At 64.1% G+C, this 16,352-nt stretch carries 17 protein-coding genes; 9 read left to right on the plus strand and 8 right to left on the minus strand.

The window, feature by feature from the left end; translation table 11 throughout:
• Positions 1-193 precede the first annotated feature (193 nt).
• On the minus strand, positions 194-1,189 hold the full coding sequence (locus IVA87_RS30745; RefSeq protein WP_247336674.1) for a dienelactone hydrolase family protein: 996 nt from the start codon (positions 1,187-1,189) through the stop codon (positions 194-196).
• A 428-nt stretch (positions 1,190-1,617) separates the two neighbouring features.
• Between IVA87_RS30745 and IVA87_RS30750 the strand changes: the two genes are divergently transcribed.
• Positions 1,618-3,150 (plus strand): acyl-CoA carboxylase subunit beta, encoded by a 1,533-nt coding sequence (locus IVA87_RS30750; protein WP_247336677.1) that lies wholly within the window; start codon positions 1,618-1,620, stop codon positions 3,148-3,150.
• A 99-nt stretch (positions 3,151-3,249) separates the two neighbouring features.
• Entirely contained in the window at positions 3,250-3,597 is a 348-nt protein-coding gene (locus IVA87_RS30755; protein ID WP_247336680.1) for a hypothetical protein, read from the plus strand.
• An 18-nt stretch (positions 3,598-3,615) separates the two neighbouring features.
• Here IVA87_RS30755 and IVA87_RS30760 read toward each other — a convergent pair whose 3' ends face one another.
• Together IVA87_RS30760 and IVA87_RS30765 are read right to left on the minus strand one after the other, a co-directional pair.
• Positions 3,616-3,768: a hypothetical protein gene (locus IVA87_RS30760; RefSeq protein ID WP_247276202.1), complete on the minus strand. Its 153-nt coding sequence runs from the start codon at positions 3,766-3,768 to the stop codon at positions 3,616-3,618.
• A gap of 94 nt (positions 3,769-3,862) precedes the next feature.
• Positions 3,863-4,519 (minus strand): glutathione S-transferase family protein, encoded by a 657-nt coding sequence (locus IVA87_RS30765; protein ID WP_247336683.1) that lies wholly within the window; start codon positions 4,517-4,519, stop codon positions 3,863-3,865.
• 129 nt (positions 4,520-4,648) lie between these two features.
• Between IVA87_RS30765 and IVA87_RS30770 the strand changes: the two genes are divergently transcribed.
• Together IVA87_RS30770 and IVA87_RS30775 are read left to right on the plus strand one after the other, a co-directional pair.
• Complete coding sequence (locus IVA87_RS30770; RefSeq protein WP_247336686.1) at positions 4,649-4,963, plus strand: hypothetical protein; 315 nt, start codon at positions 4,649-4,651, stop codon at positions 4,961-4,963.
• A gap of 119 nt (positions 4,964-5,082) precedes the next feature.
• Positions 5,083-5,367 carry a twin-arginine translocation signal domain-containing protein gene (locus tag IVA87_RS30775; RefSeq protein WP_247336736.1) on the plus strand — a complete coding sequence of 95 codons (285 nt, stop codon included), beginning with the start codon at positions 5,083-5,085 and terminating at the stop codon, positions 5,365-5,367.
• A 158-nt stretch (positions 5,368-5,525) separates the two neighbouring features.
• Here the strand turns inward: IVA87_RS30775 and IVA87_RS30780 are convergent, their stop codons facing one another.
• The 3 genes from IVA87_RS30780 to IVA87_RS30790 all read right to left on the minus strand — a co-directional run bounded on the left by IVA87_RS30780 (position 5,526) and on the right by IVA87_RS30790 (position 7,866).
• Entirely contained in the window at positions 5,526-5,774 is a 249-nt protein-coding gene (locus IVA87_RS30780) for a hypothetical protein (protein WP_247336688.1), read from the minus strand.
• Positions 5,775-5,962: 188 nt separating this feature from the next.
• Positions 5,963-6,970 (minus strand): alpha/beta hydrolase, encoded by a 1,008-nt coding sequence (locus IVA87_RS30785; protein ID WP_247336691.1) that lies wholly within the window; start codon positions 6,968-6,970, stop codon positions 5,963-5,965.
• Between the two features lie 197 nt (positions 6,971-7,167).
• The gene (locus tag IVA87_RS30790) at positions 7,168-7,866 is read right to left on the minus strand and encodes a winged helix-turn-helix domain-containing protein (protein ID WP_247276208.1); all 699 of its coding nucleotides are present in this window, start codon (positions 7,864-7,866) and stop codon (positions 7,168-7,170) included.
• A gap of 255 nt (positions 7,867-8,121) precedes the next feature.
• Here IVA87_RS30790 and IVA87_RS30795 point away from each other — a divergent pair, with 255 nt between their 5' ends.
• The 3 genes from IVA87_RS30795 (at position 8,122) to IVA87_RS30805 (ending at position 9,733) form a co-directional block, all read left to right on the plus strand.
• Positions 8,122-8,430 (plus strand): NIPSNAP family protein, encoded by a 309-nt coding sequence (locus IVA87_RS30795; protein ID WP_247336693.1) that lies wholly within the window; start codon positions 8,122-8,124, stop codon positions 8,428-8,430.
• Positions 8,431-8,458: 28 nt separating this feature from the next.
• Entirely contained in the window at positions 8,459-8,809 is a 351-nt protein-coding gene (locus tag IVA87_RS30800; RefSeq protein WP_247336695.1) for an antibiotic biosynthesis monooxygenase, read from the plus strand.
• A gap of 114 nt (positions 8,810-8,923) precedes the next feature.
• On the plus strand, positions 8,924-9,733 hold the full coding sequence (locus IVA87_RS30805; RefSeq protein ID WP_247336698.1) for an isocitrate lyase/phosphoenolpyruvate mutase family protein: 810 nt from the start codon (positions 8,924-8,926) through the stop codon (positions 9,731-9,733).
• A gap of 189 nt (positions 9,734-9,922) precedes the next feature.
• On the opposite strand, the gene IVA87_RS30810 is transcribed toward IVA87_RS30805, so the two are convergent.
• Positions 9,923-10,312, minus strand: a complete 390-nt coding sequence (locus IVA87_RS30810; RefSeq protein ID WP_247276212.1) for a hypothetical protein — start codon at positions 10,310-10,312, stop codon at positions 9,923-9,925.
• A gap of 157 nt (positions 10,313-10,469) precedes the next feature.
• On the opposite strand from IVA87_RS30810, the gene IVA87_RS30815 reads away from it, so the two are divergent.
• Positions 10,470-11,114 (plus strand): trimeric intracellular cation channel family protein, encoded by a 645-nt coding sequence (locus tag IVA87_RS30815; protein ID WP_247336738.1) that lies wholly within the window; start codon positions 10,470-10,472, stop codon positions 11,112-11,114.
• Between the two features lie 66 nt (positions 11,115-11,180).
• Here IVA87_RS30815 and IVA87_RS30820 read toward each other — a convergent pair whose 3' ends face one another.
• Complete coding sequence (locus IVA87_RS30820; protein ID WP_247336701.1) at positions 11,181-12,407, minus strand: c-type cytochrome; 1,227 nt, start codon at positions 12,405-12,407, stop codon at positions 11,181-11,183.
• Between the two features lie 281 nt (positions 12,408-12,688).
• On the opposite strand from IVA87_RS30820, the gene IVA87_RS30825 reads away from it, so the two are divergent.
• Positions 12,689-16,180, plus strand: a complete 3,492-nt coding sequence (locus IVA87_RS30825) for an indolepyruvate ferredoxin oxidoreductase family protein (RefSeq protein WP_247336705.1) — start codon at positions 12,689-12,691, stop codon at positions 16,178-16,180.
• Positions 16,181-16,352 lie beyond the last annotated feature (172 nt).

Here is a 16,352-nt window from a genome sequence, read left to right on the forward strand (position 1 = left end):
GAACGGCGACCCAGCTCGGGCGGCCACCCGGGCTGGGCCATTCCTCACGGAACGGCTCAACATAACCGATCAGGCTAATACAAGGGTGGGCAAAGGCGCGCAGCGCCGTGCCCACCTTCTCTCCGTGTCATGATCTGTGGTGGGCACGCTCCGCTTTGCCTACCCTACGAGAGCTGGGGCGGAGCAAACAGTCTCACCCCAATTTGAACAGCACCTGCAAAAACTCCTCCACGGCCTTGCGCGCTTCGGCGGCTGTCTTCGGATTGCCGCCGACATGCGGGTTGAGCTCGACACAGGCGTCCTTGTAGGAGAAGGGCGCGTTGGTATCGCCGTTCATCAACACGCCGCCGTCACCTTCCTTGATATGGCAGTTGCGCACGGTTTGCGCGTTGGCGGACACAGCGACGGTATTGACGCCGAGCAGGCCGCTGTCGAACCCATGTGCACTGTCACGATATTCGGTCAGCACCACGTCGCGCCCGGCCGCCTTGAGCCGCTCGACGAAAGCCCTGCAGCTTTTCACGGGATTGTAGTCGTCGGGCGCACCGTGGAAGATGCGGATCGGTCGCGCGACGACTTCGCTATCGCCAACATAGGTCGTCGAGCAATCCGGATAGAACGGGATATAGGCCGCGAACTGGATGCCTGACTTGTTCCACAGCTTGTTGAAGCGCTCGAGGCTCGCATAGAGCGTCGCCTGTCCGCCGCGTGAAAAGCCCATCAGCACGATGCGGTCAGGATCGACGCGGGGATGCTTCGCTAAAATCTCCAGCGACCGGTAGATGTCCACGATCAAATTGAGCCGGCCCAGCAAGGCCTGGTTCGGCCCAACCAGCGTCAGGCCGCGCCCTGTAAAGCCGTCGACCACGAAGGTGGAGATACCCATAGCGTTGAACGCGTGCACCCAGGCTTCCGTGGTGGCGCCGACGCCGCTCGAGCCGTGCATCAGCACCACGACGGGGAGTTTTCCGGTCCCTTGCGCGACGCGCAGTTCGCCCGCGACCGTCACCGGCTTGCCGGCCGCCGCATCACCACTGAGGAATTGCTGGTCGGAGAGGGTGAGCGAGGGGATTGGATAAATCTCGGCGCGGGTGGCGACCTCTTTCGGAAGCGATTGTGCGTTGGCGCCAATGCCCGCGAACAGAGTCGATATAAAGAGCGCCACAGCAACGCGGAATGCCCTCGGCATCGGATCTCCTCTCGTGATTTTGATCGGGTGCAACAACAGGCTCGCGCGCTGGAACGATCGTCGTGGACATTGCGTGATGCTTGCGCCAGACATGAGGACCGCCGCCGTACCAACTCGGCTCACTCAACATTGGCGCCTGATCGTGGGTTCGGAGCAAGCCTGAATCGGCTGGCCTGGTCAACCGGGTTGGACGGCAATTTGCGGGCGACGGCCAGGATCGGGCGCTCCCGCCGAGAGGGGCGAAGCCGAACCCGGCCTGTCCTGGCGATGCCCCTGACCATGCTCGCCTCCCAGGCAAAACTTTGTAATTCCTTGCGCTTTCACGCTGCGGCAGGGCAGCCCTGCGGCGCCGAAAGGCGCTTTCCGGGCCGCAAAATGCCGTGTTAGAACCCCGGCATCGCTTAAGGCTTAAGAACTGGCGGGAGCAAATGAAACACATCCTGGACGCCCTTGAAGATCGTCGTGCCGGTGCCAAGCTCGGCGGCGGGGAGAAGCGCATCGAGGCGCAGCACGCCCGCGGCAAGCTGACCGCGCGCGAGCGCATCGAGCTCCTGCTCGACAAGGGATCGTTCGAGGAATTCGACATGTTCGTCGAGCATCGCTCCACCGAGTTCGGCATGGAGAAGAACAAGATCCCGGGCGATGGCGTCGTCACCGGGTGGGGCACCGTCAATGGCCGCAAGACCTTCGTCTTCGCCAAGGATTTCACCGTGTTCGGCGGCTCGCTGTCCGAGACGCACGCGCTGAAGATCACGAAGCTGCAGGACATGGCGATGAAGGCGCGAGCGCCGATCATCGGCCTCTATGACGCCGGCGGCGCCCGTATCCAGGAGGGCGTCGCCGCGCTGGCCGGCTATTCCTACGTGTTCCGCCGCAACGTGCTCGCCTCGGGCGTGATCCCGCAGATCTCCGTCATCATGGGCCCCTGCGCCGGCGGCGACGTCTATTCACCCGCGATGACCGACTTCATCTTCATGGTGAAGAACACCAGCTACATGTTCGTCACCGGCCCCGACGTCGTGAAGACGGTAACGAACGAGGTCGTCACGGCCGAAGAGCTCGGCGGCGCCTCGGTGCACGCCACGCGCTCCTCGATCGCGGATGGCGCCTTCGAGAACGACGTCGAGACGCTGCTCCAGATGCGCCGTCTGATCGACTTCCTGCCATCCAACAACACCGACGGCGTGCCGGAATGGCCGAGCTTCGACGACATCGGCCGCATCGACATGTCGCTGGATACGCTGATCCCCGACAATCCGAACAAGCCCTACGACATGAAGGAATTGATCCTGAAGGTCGTGGACGAGGGCGACTTCTTCGAGATTGCGGAAGCTTTCGCCAAGAACATCGTCACAGGCTTTGGCCGCATCGCGGGCCGCACCGTCGGCTTCGTCGCCAACCAGCCGATGGTGCTGGCCGGCGTGCTCGACAGCGATGCCTCGCGGAAGGCCGCGCGCTTCGTCCGTTTCTGCGACGCCTTCAACATCCCGATTGTCACCTTCGTCGACGTGCCGGGCTTCCTACCGGGCACCGCGCAGGAATATGGCGGCCTGATCAAGCACGGCGCCAAGCTGCTGTTCGCCTATTCGCAATGCACCGTGCCGCTGGTGACCATCATCACCCGCAAGGCCTATGGTGGTGCCTTCGACGTCATGGCCTCCAAGGAGATCGGCGCCGACATGAACTACGCCTGGCCGACCGCCCAGATCGCGGTGATGGGCGCCAAGGGCGCGGTCGAGATCATCTTCCGCAGCGACCTCGGCGACCCCGACAAGATCGCGGCGCGAACCAAGGAATACGAAGACCGGTTCTTATCGCCGTTCATCGCCGCCGAGCGCGGCTACATCGACGACGTCATCATGCCGCATTCGACAAGAAAGCGGATCGCCCGGGCGCTCGCGATGCTGAAGGACAAGAAGACGGAAATGCCGGTAAAGAAGCACGATAATTTGCCGCTGTGAGCGCACGGCCCCGGATGAGCGCAGCGACATCCGGGGTCCTTGCCCTAAGCCCGGCATGTCGCTTCGCTGATGCGGGCCACCAACATCTTCTGAATTCGCATGACCGAAGACGATCCGATCGATGAGATCTCCGATATCGAGGCGCGGATCGAAGCGCTCGCCGAGATTGCGGAGCGGTGCCGGAAATACATTCTGGCGTCCAAGATCGCCATCGGCGGCGGGACCGCGCTGCTGCTCGTCACGATCCTCGGTCTGTTGGGATTAGGCCAGACCGCCGCGCTCGGATCGATCGCTCTGGTGTTGGGTGGGATCGTCTCGCTCGGCTCGAACGTCAGCACGTTGCGGCAGACGGACGAGGCCATCAGCGCTGCGGAGGCGCGTCGTTCGGCGCTGATCGGAAGCATCGATCTTCGCGTCGTTGCCGATACGCCGCTGAAGCTGGCGTGACGCGACGCGTCGCACGTCCTACGCCGCAGTCCTGAGCGTCAGCACCTGCAACTCCGCGCGGCATTCGGCTGCGAAGGCCTGAAGGCGTTCCGCGGTTTGCTGGTCGAGGATCGCCTTTGCCAAGCGCTCGGCGCGGGCAATCTGTTCTTTGAGATACGCGATACGGGCCATGGGTCACCTTTCGCCTCGAATAATTTGAGGCAAATTGTTTCGTTCCGATGGCTATGAGCGTACGCTTACCACCGGGTTAATGATGTGCGGCAGGTCACGCTCGGCGGGCCGCATCCCCCGCGGCGAAATGCGCCATCTGGTCCGCGCGGGCTTTGAGGAAGGCTGGGCGGGCCGTGGCCCGGGCGAGGTAAGCGCGGCAGGCCGGGTAGCTCGCAAGTCCCTCGAAGCGGTCGACGGGGCGCAGCACGTCCGACATCAGGATGTCGGCGACGGAGAAGGACCCCGCCAACCATTCGCGGCGGGCCAGCACCGGTTCGAGATGCTTGAGACGAACCGTAAGGAACCCGTCCAGGAATTTCCATGCTGGCGTGCCGTCCGCATTGCCCATGAAGTTCAGCATCGCCCAGGGCAGGCTCGCCATCTCCACCGAATTGAGCGCGGCGAACACCCATTTCGTCGCCTCACTGCGGCGACGCGGATCCGATGGCATCAGCTTGTCGCTGCGCTCGCCGAGATGCAGCAGGATCGCGCCGCTCTCGAAGATCGAGAGGTCGCCATCGGTCAGCCACGGCACCTGGCCGAAGGGCTGGTGCGAAAGATGTGCGGCGCCGCGGTCCTCGAACGGCACGCTCGCGACGCGATAGGGCAAAGCCGCTTCTTCGAGCGCCCAGCGCACACGGAGGTCGCGCACGAAACCCCTGGGCATCTCGGGAACCCAGTCGAAGGTGGTCAGCGTGAGGTCGTCGGCCATGTCGTCTCTCCGTGTCTTGGCTCAGACCAAGGACGAGCAAAGGGCACGCATTCCGACACCGGTGACAACTGTTTTTGTCGCCGGCGAGTGAAGCGGCTAGTCTGCGCTCAAACAATGGGAGGAAACCCGATGCCATCAGCGTTCTTCGTCGTCCGCGCCACCGTCACCGACGCGAGCAAGCGCGCCGCCTTCGACAGATGGTACCAGACGGAACATCTGCCCGATGCGGTGAGGGCGTTCGGCGTAGCCAAGGCCTGGCGGTTCTGGAGCCTGGACGATCCCTCGCTGCATCAGGCCATGTATCAGTTCGATGACGAGGCGAAACTCGCGGCGATGCTGAAGGGTGATGCGCTGAAGCGCCTGACGGCCGACTTCAACCGCGACTGGCCCGACGTGACGCGCACGCGCGAGACGCTGGTGCTGGCGCAGGAGTTCGCGACGTAGGCGACAGGCAATACCGTCCGCTTCTCATCGAAACTGAACGCATGATTCAGCTTCGGTTCATGTCGTCACCGCGACACTTCCTCGGCATCACGGGCACGACGATCCAAGAGGAAGAAGCCATGGAGCGCCGAAATTTTTTGAAACTTGCACTGGGAGTGACGGCGGGAGCCGCCGCCTTTGCCGCGACCGCGCAGGCCGCGCCGCTGTCACCGCAGCCGCTCGCTGATCCCACCCGCATGCCGCAAGGTCACTCAGACGCTCATCCCGCAGTCACCACCAGCGAAGAAGCCGGGCAGGCGAAGCCTGAGCAGGTGCACTGGCGTGGGCGCGGCCGGCATTGGGGCTGGCGCCACCGCCATTGGGGTTGGCGTCGCCGGCGCTGGCACCGCCGCCGTTATTGGTAAGCCCGCGGCAACCGCGAATTGGACCGGGGATCGCCGCTGGCGGTCCCCGTCTCGCTTCGGGAGGCGCTCAAACACAGCGTCGACGGCGCCGTCGACGGCGCCAAAACGAAAATGGCCGCGCAGGCGGTCCCGCGCGGCCATTTTGCGATGCGAAAGGATCAGAACGGACGGCAGCGGCCGGCGTACCAGCGGAAGCCATAGGGGCACGCGCGTGCGCGGGGCACCACGACGACCGGCGGGGCGACCACCACGGGCGCGGGGCGCACAACGACTGCACCGCGCATCGGACGGCAGCCGCCATAGGGGCCGCGATACCAGCCGGGGCCGCAGCCGCCGGCGGCGCTGGCCGCTTCGCTGAAACCGACGACCGCGCTGGCGAGCATGACGGCGGCGAACAGGTATTTCATTTGATCTTCCTTCTGGTCCTTCGGGAGAGGCTTAGGGGATGGCGCTTGCGGCGAACAATGAGTCAACAGACACGATTCGACACGTTAATCGGGGGCGTGCCGACACGTCGCGATCCAAGCCTGCCAATCATGACCTGAATGCGGCATGAACATTGCTCCGCATGCCGCTTCACGCGATGGCGACGGCGCTAGCGGCCAAGAAACTCCAGCACCAGCTCCCGATACTTCTCCGGCGCTTCCAGGAAGACCAGATGGCCGGTGTCCGGGATTACCTCGGCCCGCGCATTCGGCATCTTCGCGGCGAGCGCTTTCGCGAGTTCGGCATTCTGCCCCATCTTGGCGCGCAGCGCCTCCGGCGCGCTCACTCGTCCGGGCGCGTTGTGATCGTCGGCGCCCATTACGAACAGCGTGGGCAGTGTGATGAGCGGGATTTCGTGTGCCACCGGCTCGCGATAGATCATCTGGCCGGAGCTGACGAAGGCACGCAGCCAGCGCGGATAATCGGGGCTGCCCTTGATGTTGAAACGGGCATCGACGAACGGGGTGATCGCCTCTGGCGGCAGCTTGATCGAATAGTTGGTCTGGAGCTGCTTGCGATAGCCGTCCGCCGTGAGCTTGTCCTCGGTCTCGATCATCTTCTCGGTCGGCGTCGGCGGCACGTAGAGGCGGTAGTCCTCCAGTCCGATCGGCGCGGTCAGCACCAGATGGGCGATGCGGTCGGGATAGGCGCGGGCGATGCGCACACCGAGCATGCCGCCGAGCGAATGAGCGACGATCTCGGCCCTGTCGATCTTGAGATGATCGAGCAGCGCAATCGTGTTGCGCGTCAGCGTGTCGAAATGGAGTTCACCCTGCGGCTTGGAGGATTTGCCGAAGCCGACCTGGTCCGGCACGACGACGCGATAACCCGCCTCGCTCAGCATCTTGATCACGGGGGCCCAGTAGCTCGACGGGAAATTACGCCCGTGCAGCAGCACCACGGTGCGGCCGTTCGGTTGCGCGGCAGACACGTCCATATAGGCCATGCTGAGCTGCTCGCCGTCATTGACGAGCGGCAAAAGGTGCACGGGATAGGGATAGGCAAAGCCTTCGAGCGCGACGCCGTAGGGCTCGCGCGGCGCGGTGTCGGCGCGGGCGGATGTGAGCGGGAATGCGAGGAGGGCGGCGCAGAGCGCGGCCCGGAGGAAGCGGTTCATTGGGGGTCTCGTGTTTGGAGCCGTCATTCCAGGGCACGTCGACGACGCGAAACCCGGAATCTCGAGGTTCCGAGTTCGCTGCTCCGCATCGCCCCGGAACGACAATGCGCATAAAGTGATGGATGGCCGGGTCAAGCCCGGCCACGACAACAATGGGAGTTCACACGGCATTGTGTGCCGTCACGCAGCTTGCGTGATCAGTCCTTGCCATTCCCGAACAGCGCAGCGAACTGTTTCTCGCCGGTGCGGGTGAAATTCACAACGCGGCTTCCGGGCGTGGCGTCGCGTGCGGCCCATTTGAGTTCGGCGAAGCGCTGCATCATGGCCGCCCCCAGTGTGCCGGCGAGATGATGCCGCCGCTCGCTCCAGTCGAGACAGGCCTTGCACACCGGGCGGCGCGGATGGGTCAGCATGTCGGGCGAGATCTGCAAATGCTTGGCCAGGAAGCGCTCGCCCTCCGCCGTCAGCTCGATCTCCTGCTTCTTCTGCCTGACCAGCTGCCGCGCGCGCATGGTGTCGAGCATCTGCACGCCGAGATCGCCGGCGAGATGGTCGTAGCAGATCCGCGCGCGCCGCAACGCCGGATCCTTCGGCCCGGTGCGCACGCGCATGTGGCCGGTCCGCGCGGCAAGCCCCGCCAGGCCCTCGAGCACGCCGGCGACGTCGTCATCGGTGAGGCGGTAGTAGCGATGCCTGCCCTGCTTCTCCGGCTCGACGAGGCCGCCGGCCTCGAGCTTCGACAGGTGCGAGCTCGCAGTCTGCGGCGTGATGCCGGCCTCCTGCGCCAATTCGCTCGCGGTCAGCGCACGGCCGTTCATCAGCGCGGTGAGCATGTTGGCGCGCGCGGGATCGCCGACCAGGGAGGCGACCATGGCGATGTCAGGACCTGATTTCATGCTTCGATGGTAGCCGAAGCATCAACGTCCGGCAAGGAGGTAGGTTTTCACCAAGTCGTCATTGCGAACGACGGCGAAGCGATCGTCACTACTTGACCCTCATCCTGAGGAGCGCGCCTTTGCGCGCGTCTCGAAGGAGGAAGGCCCGGCTGGTGGCCTCGCCCTTCGAGACGCCGCGCACGCGGCTCCTCAGGGTGAGGGGCTGACTTTGGTGATCGCTGCGCTCGCAAAACGACGGAAACACAGGAGCCCACCATGTCCATCACCGTCTTCATCCGCTACCAGCTTGATCCATTCAAGCGCGCCCAATTCGAGGAATATTCGAAACGCTGGCTCACCATCATCCCGAAATGCGGCGGCGAGCTGATCGGCTATTTCATGCCGCATGAGGGCACCAACAACATCGCCTTCGCGCTGATCACCTTCGAGAGCCTGGCCGCCTATGAAGCCTATCGGGCGCGGCTGCGGCAGGACACCGAAGGCATGGCGAACTTCCATTTCGCCGAGGAGAACAAGTTTATCCTCGCGGAAGAGCGCAGCTTCCTGCGCAAGGTGGTATTGTAGGCCACGACATCGTTAGCAGGAGACGCCCATGATCGCTGTGATCTTCGAAGTCTGGCCGAAGCCGGAACACCGCCAGGACTATTTCGACCTCGCGGCCGATCTGAAGCCGATCCTGCAAACCATCGACGGGTTCATCTCCGTCGAGCGCTTCGAGAGCCTCACCGAGAAGGGCAAGATCCTGTCGGTATCGTTCTGGCGGGATCAGGCGGCCGTGCAAGCCTGGCGCAACACGATGGAGCATCGCCGTACCCAGGCCAAGGGCAGGGCGAAGATCTTCGCCGATTATCATTTGCGCATCGCCAGCGTCATCCGTGACTACGGCATGAATGATCGCGAGCAGGCGCCGAAGGACAGCCGCGCCGTGCACGACGCACATTAGCGCTGCCCCGGGCGCGCCCTTGCGCTGCCCGGCGCGCACTAGCGCTGCCCGGGCGCGCACTAGCGCTGCCCTGAATGCGCGCCTATGTCTTCGCGGCCAATAAGGGAGAGAAACATGCACGTGACAACCGCTGACAAGCGCGCGACGTTCAGGAAGATGCACGAGAGCGGCTGCTTCATCCTGCCCAACCCAGTCGACGTCGGCAGCGCCAAGGCGTTGCAGCATCTCGGTTTCAAGGCGATTGCGTCATCGAGCGCGGGCTTTGCCTGGACCATCGGCAAGGCCGATAATCACGTCAGCGTCGAGGAGGTCTGTCAGCATCTGGCAGCATTGAGCTCCGCCGTCGACATTCCCGTGAATGCGGATTTCGAGAGCGGCTTTGCCGTCGAGCCGGACAAGGTCGCGGACAATGTCGAGCGCTGTGTCCGCACCGGCGTTGCCGGCCTGTCGATCGAGGATTCCACCGGCGACAAGGCCAAGCCGCTCTACGACCGCGCGCTCGCGGTCGAGCGGATCAAGGCCTCGCGCGAGGCGATCGGCGACAGCGGCACGCTGCTGGTCGGCCGCTGCGAGGCTTATCTGTGGGGCGTGACCGATCTCAAGCTGATCATCGACCGGCTCACCGCCTACGCGGACGCCGGCGCCGATTGCCTTTATGCGCCGGGCCTGAAGAGCCGCGAGGACATTGCGGCGGTGGTGAAGGCGGTGCATCCAAAACCGTTCAATCTCCTGATCGGTGGCTCCGGCCTGTCGTTGCAGCAGGCGGCCGATCTCGGCGTGCGTCGCATCAGCGTCGGCGGCTCGCTCGCCCGCGCCGCCTGGGGCGGTTTCATGCGCGCGGCCAAGGAAATGGCGGAGCAGGGGACCTTCACCGAGCTCGGCAACGGCTATTCCGGCGGCGAGCTGAACAAGATGTTCAGCTGACCCAAAGGAAAAGCGGCGGACCTTTTGGGTCCCGCCGCTTTCGTAGCCTCTCGCTGTCATGCCCCGCCTAGTGCGCAATTGCGCACGGGACGGGGATCCGCTACGCCGAGGCTTCTCGATTTTAGCCACGACCGTCTCGGAGTGCTGGGCCGCCCGGTCAGTCGGGCGACGACAGCTATCGTGTTACTTTTACTTCGCGCCGTCAGACGGCGTCTGCGTATCGGGCGCCGGCTTGCTCGGTGCCGCACCCGTGGTCACGCCCGGCCCGGTGTTGTTGCGCGGCGTTACGTCGCGCATGCCGGGAGGCGCGGTCGGATTGGTCGGCTGCGTCTGCGCGGTCTGCGACGTCGGCGCGTTGCTGGCCTGGTTGGTCGTGCTGGTATTGTTCAGGCCGTAGAACACGGCACCGAGCACCAGCGCAATCGCGACGGCGAACAGCGCAACCTTGCCGCTGGAGGCGGGGCCTTCGCCAAGCTCCGGATCGGCCTGAAGGTCGGCATCCCGGCGCGCCGCGCGAAGATACTCATCGTCGGCGAGGTTCGGGCGGTACGGATCGTTGGGAAAACGGTCGTCAGCCATCGATTGGTCTCCTCGGGTTATTGCCGCGGGACAACCCATGGATGCGAGATTCCGTTCCCGGCGCTTTATGCTTTCGTCGCATGTTGCTCCGGCCACGGGAATCAGGAACCTGTCCATGGGAACCGTGGACCAGGTTCCACAGAAGGAAAACAAATCCATGTGGAGCCTGCTGCCGACGGACGGCGTCCTGCATGTTCTGGCGTTGGTCGCCTTGACGGCGGAGGGCATGACGGCCGCGCTGGCCGCCGGTCGACGGAGCATGGACTATGTCGGCGTTTGTCTTCTCGCCGGCGTGACCGCGCTTGGCGGTGGCACGCTGCGCGACCTGTTTCTCGGTCACTATCCTTTGGTGTGGGTCGCCAACCCGATCTACCTCGCGCTGCCGGGCGGGGCAGCGCTGCTGACGATCCTGATCGCGCGGCTGGTGCATCGGCTGCACCTCGCATTCATCGTTCTCGATGCGATCGGCCTCATCGTCTTCACCATGATCGGCTGCAATGTCGGCTGGCAGATGGATGCCTCGCTGCCGATCGTGATCGTCTCGGGCATGGTGACGGGCTGCGCCGGCGGCGTGCTGCGCGACGTGCTCTGCAACGACGTGCCGCTCCTGTTCCGATCCGAGCTCTACGCCAGCGTCTCGGTCGTGACCGGGCTGTTCTACGCCACAGCCTTCGGTCTCAATCTCAATGCCGAGCTCTGGACGATCCTGACCTTCGTGCTCGGCCTCAGCTTCCGTCTGCTCGCGGTCCGCTACAGATGGGAGATGCCGAAATTCGTGTTCACAGGGGATGAAAAGAAATAGCGCGCTTTCTTCGCCTCGAAGACTTGGATTGCTCGCCAATGACGGAGAGAGGGCGACGGCCCGGACCTACGGCTCTTCCTTCCTGGCCTTTGCCACCTGCGCCGACGTCACCATCGGGCCCGCATTGCCCCAGGAATTGCGGATGTAGTTCGTCACTGCCGCGATCTCGTCGTCGGACAATTGCTTGGCATAGGCCGGCATCTCGGCGGTGTTGGGCGCACGCGGCGTCGTCACGGTGTGGGCGCCATCGAGGATGATGCGCAAGGTGGAGGACGGATTGACCGATTGCAGCAGAGCGTTGCCGGGCAGCGGCGGATATATCCGTGGGCTGCCTGTGCCGTCGGCCTCGTGGCAGGCGACACAGAGCTTTGCGTAGACTGCCTGGCCGGCCTTCATCTCGGCAACGTCAGCCGGCGTCACGATGGTCTCGCGCCGCGCCGGCGGCAGGCTCTTCAGGTAGACCGCGATCGCACGCACGTCGGCATCGCTCATCTTCGAGGTCGAGTTGACGATCACCTCCGCCATCGGCCCGCCGGCATGGCTTTTGGCGTTGCGGCCGCTTTGCAGATATTCGGTGATATCGTCGGCGCTCCACGACTTCAGCCCGGTGCGCGCGGCGCCGTCGAGCCTTGGGGCATACCAGCCGCCGACCTCGTTGCCGGACAGCGCCTGCGCTTGCTTGTCCGCGCCAAAATAGTTCTTCGGCGTGTGGCAGGCGCCGCAATGGCCGAGACCGGTGACGAGATAGCCGCCTCTGTTCCACGCGGCGCTCTGGCTCTGGTCCGGCTCGAACAGGCCAGGCTTAAAGTACAGATAGTTCCAGACCCGCATCAGCCCGCGATAACCGAATGGCCAGCGCAGCTCCGGCGGCTTGTTGCGGTTGGCGACCGGCGCCAGCGTTCCCAGATAGGCCCGGATCGCCAGCGTGTCGTCCTTCGTCATCCGCGTGAAATAGGGATAGGGAAAAGCCGGGTAGTAGTTCGAACCGTCAGGCGCGAGGCCATAGCGCAAGGCGCGCGTGAAGTCGGCATCGGTCCAGGCGCCGATCCCGAAGTCGCGGTCTGGCGTCAGGTTTGGCGCGTAGATCGCACCGAAGGGCGTATCGATGCGCTTTCCGCCCGCGAACGGCTTTGCCGGATCGGCGGTGTGGCAGCCCGCGCAGTTGCCGGCCTCGACCAGCATCTTGCCGTAGGCGATCAGCTCCGGCGAGGGCTCGGCGGCGCGGGCTGCGCCTCCAACTGCACTGCACAACGCCAAACCCGCGAGAGCCGAGCCAGCCAGAATCGTCCGCATCGAAAGCCTCTCCTGCGACCAATCGACGTCGTCCCGCAGTATAGGGGCCTCACGTCATTTCGCGACGGCGGGGGTATGGTGACACAAATTGAAAATGCCCAGCGTGTTTCAGGCCACGAAATTGCGATTTTTACCCGGCGCTCCCTTTGCTCCAGATTTGTGATGCGGAGCGTGAAATTTCCGACATAGAGTGGCGGAGATGGTCGGCGCGCCCTAGCTAAAAATGACGGGCAGGCAACGGCTTAAGTGGCCAAAGGCCAAGAAGGGCGGAAGAGGACAGCATGGGCATCAACCAGGGTCCGATCAGTCTCGATCAGAAATACACCCAGCAAACCGGACACGTTTTCACCACGGGCATTCAGGCGCTGGTGCGCCTGCCCATGGCCCAGATCCGGCGCGACCGCGCCAACGGCCTCAACACCGCGGGCTTCATCTCCGGCTATCGCGGCTCCCCGCTCGGCGGCTATGACCAGCAGCTCTTCGCCGCACGGAAGCATCTCGAACAGTACAACATCAAGTTTCAGCCCGGCGTGAACGAGGATCTCGCGGCGACCGCCGTATGGGGCTCGCAGCAGCTCAACCTCTCGCCCGGCGCCCAATATGATGGCGTGGTCGGCATCTGGTACGGCAAGGGCCCCGGCGTCGACCGTTGCGGTGACGTCTTCCGCCACGGCAATGCCGCCGGCTCGGCCAAGAACGGCGGCGTGCTCTGTCTTGCCGGCGACGACCATGGCGCAAAATCCTCCACCGTCCCGCATCAGTCCGACCATGCCTTCATCTCGGCGCTGATGCCGTATCTCTATCCCTCGAGCATCCACGAGATGATCGAGATGGGTCTGCTCGGCATCGCGATGTCGCGCTACTCCGGCTGCTGGGTCGGCATGAAGGTGATCACGGAGACGGTGGAGACCACGGCCGAGATCGACCTCACCGACGAGATGAAGCCCTTTATCATCCCCTCCGATTTCGAGCTGCCGCCCGGCGGCCTCAATCTGCGCTGGCCCGACGACCGCTTCGAGCAGGATCGTCGCCTCCAGGACTACAAGGGCTTTGCCGCGATCGCCTTTGCGCGCGCCAACAAGGTGAACCGCATCACCATGGATTCGCCGAATGCCCGCATCGGCATCATGGCATCCGGCAAGAGCTATGAGGATGTGCGCCAGGCGCTGCGCGAGCTCGGGATCACCGAGGAGGTCGCCGCGAAGATCGGCCTTCGCCTTTACAAGATCGGCATGCCATGGCCGCTGGAGCCGGAGGGCGTACGGCAGTTCGCTGTGGGGCTCGAAGAAATCTTCATCGTCGAGGAACGGCGCGAGATCGTCGAGAACCAGGTCAAGCAGGAGTTGTTCAACTGGCGTGACGACGTCCGCCCACGCATCGTCGGCAAGATGGACGAGCACGACAAGCGCTTTTTGACCTTCGCCGCCGAGCTCAGCGTCGCCTCGCTTGCGACCTCGTTAACCGAGCGGCTGCTTCGACTTAATCTCAACCCTGAAATTGCGGAGATGCTCCGCGTCAAGGCCGACTGGTTCAACGGCCGCCAGGCCACGCAGATGCAGGCGGTCGCGCCCATCTCCCGTACCCCGTATTTCTGCTCAGGCTGTCCCCACAACACATCCACGAAAGTCCCCGAAGGCAGCCGCGCCATGGCCGGCATCGGCTGTCACTTCATGGCGCTGTGGATGGACCGCTCGACCGAAACGTTTACGCATATGGGCGGGGAGGGCGTGCCCTGGGTCGGCATTGCGCCTTTCACCAAGGAGAACCACATCTTCGCGAATCTCGGTGACGGCACCTATTTCCATTCGGGCATTCTCGCCATCCGCCAGGCGATCGCCTCCAAGGCGAACATCACCTACAAGATCCTCTACAACGACGCCGTTGCCATGACCGGCGGTCAGCGCCATGACGGCGATCTCTCGCCGCAGCAGATCACCCAGCAGCTTTACGCCGAAGGCATCCGCGAGCTCTATCTGGTCTCGGAAAACCCCGATGCTTACCCGGCCGACACCATCGCGCCAGGCGTGAAGAAGTATCACCGCGACGAGCTCGACAATGTCATGAAAATGTGCCGCGAATACAAGGGCACGTCTGCGATCGTGTTCGTGCAGACCTGCGCGGCCGAGAAGCGTCGCCGGCGCAAGCGCGGCTTGATGGAAGACCCGCCGCGCCGCGTCATGATCAACCCGGCGGTCTGCGAGGGCTGCGGCGACTGCTCGGTGCAGTCGAACTGCATCTCGGTCGAGCCGCTCGAGACCGAGTTCGGCCGCAAGCGGGCTATCAACCAGTCCTCCTGCAACAAGGACTATTCCTGCCTGAAGGGTTTCTGTCCGTCCTTCGTCACGATCGACGGCGGTGCGCCGCGCCATCGCGCGCCGGCGGAGCTCAGCGAGATCGGCGAGCTTCCGGAGCCGGCCTCACGCCCGAGCCTCGACAAGCCGTACAACATCGCAGTCGGCGGTGTCGGCGGCACCGGTGTGCTCACCATCGGCGCGCTGCTCGGCATGGCCGCCCATATCGAGGGCAAGGCCTCGATGATCCTCGACATGTCGGGTCTCGCGCAGAAGGGCGGGGCGGTGCTCAGCCACGTCCGCCTGTCCGATCATCCGGCCGAGGTCACCTGCTCGCGCATCGTCACCGGAACGGCCGATCTTGTGCTCGCAGCCGACGAGGTGGTCGCGGTTGCCAAGGACACGATCTCGCTCTGCGACTCCAGCCGCACCCGCGGCATCATCAACAGCCACGTCATCCCGACCGCCGATTTCGTCCTCAACCGCGACTTCAATTTCCAGACCCGCAAGCTCAATGCGGTGCTGGAGACGGCGCTGCACAAGGATTCCGTGTTCTTCGATTTCACCAAGCCGGCCGAGCAGCTGCTCGGCGACGCTATCGCCACCAACATGATGATGATGGGCTATGCCTATCAGAAGGGGCTGTTCCCGCTGTCGGCGGCGTCGATCGAGCAGGCCATCGAGGTCAACGGCGTCTCGATCAAGATGAACAAGGAGGCCTTCCGCCTCGGCCGCCTCGCGGTCGCCGATCCCAAGCGCCTCGCCGACATGCTGAAGGGGACGGACGAGGTCGTTGTACCCAAGACGCTGGAGGCGATGACGTTGGACGAGATCATCGAGCATCGCGCCAAGCACCTCACCGCCTATCAGAATGCTCGCCTGGCAAAACGTTATCGCAAGCTGGTCGACCAGGTCCGCGAGGTTGCGGTGAAGGGCGGCTATGGCGAAGCGCTGCCGCGCGCCGTCGCGGTGAACTACGCCAAGTTGTTGGCCTACAAGGACGAATACGAAGTCGCGCGCCTCTACACCGACGGCGCCTTCGAGCAGCAGCTCCGCGATCAGTTCGAGGGCGAGTTCAAGTTCAACTTCAATCTGGCGCCGCCGATCCTCAGCCGCGGCGTTGATGCGCTCGGCCGTCCGAAGAAGCGCGCCTTCGGCCCGTGGATGCTGAACGTCTTCCGCGTGCTGGCCAAATTCAAATTCCTGCGCGGCACGCCGTTCGACATTTTCGGCCGCAGCGCCGACCGCAAGCTCGAGCGCGACCTGATCGCCGGCTACGAGAAGGACGTTTCAACCGTGCTCGGCCTGCTGTCGCCGGTCACGCATGACACCGCCGTGGAGCTGCTGTCGCTGCCCGACCGCATTCGCGGCTATGGCCCGGTGAAGGAGAAGGCCGTAAACGACGCCAAGGCCCGCTACGCCCAGCTCGCCGCTGACCTCGCCAACCCGTCGCCCGCGCCAAGGCAGATCGCGGCGGAGTAGGTCTCCTAGACCTGCGATTTTCCTCTTTGAAATCAACCCCGTTCTACTGTGCATGGGGTTGTTTTCGTAAAAAAAGAAAATCGCTTGCGCGGTCGGGCAAAACAGCTTTAGGACTCGGCTGTCGCCTGCATCATTGGCGAGGAGCCCTTGCGACGACGCAATCCAGCACAAG

This window comes from Bradyrhizobium sp. 147, from assembly GCF_023073935.1.
In the GTDB taxonomy this organism is placed as follows: Bacteria; Pseudomonadota; Alphaproteobacteria; order Rhizobiales; family Xanthobacteraceae; genus Bradyrhizobium.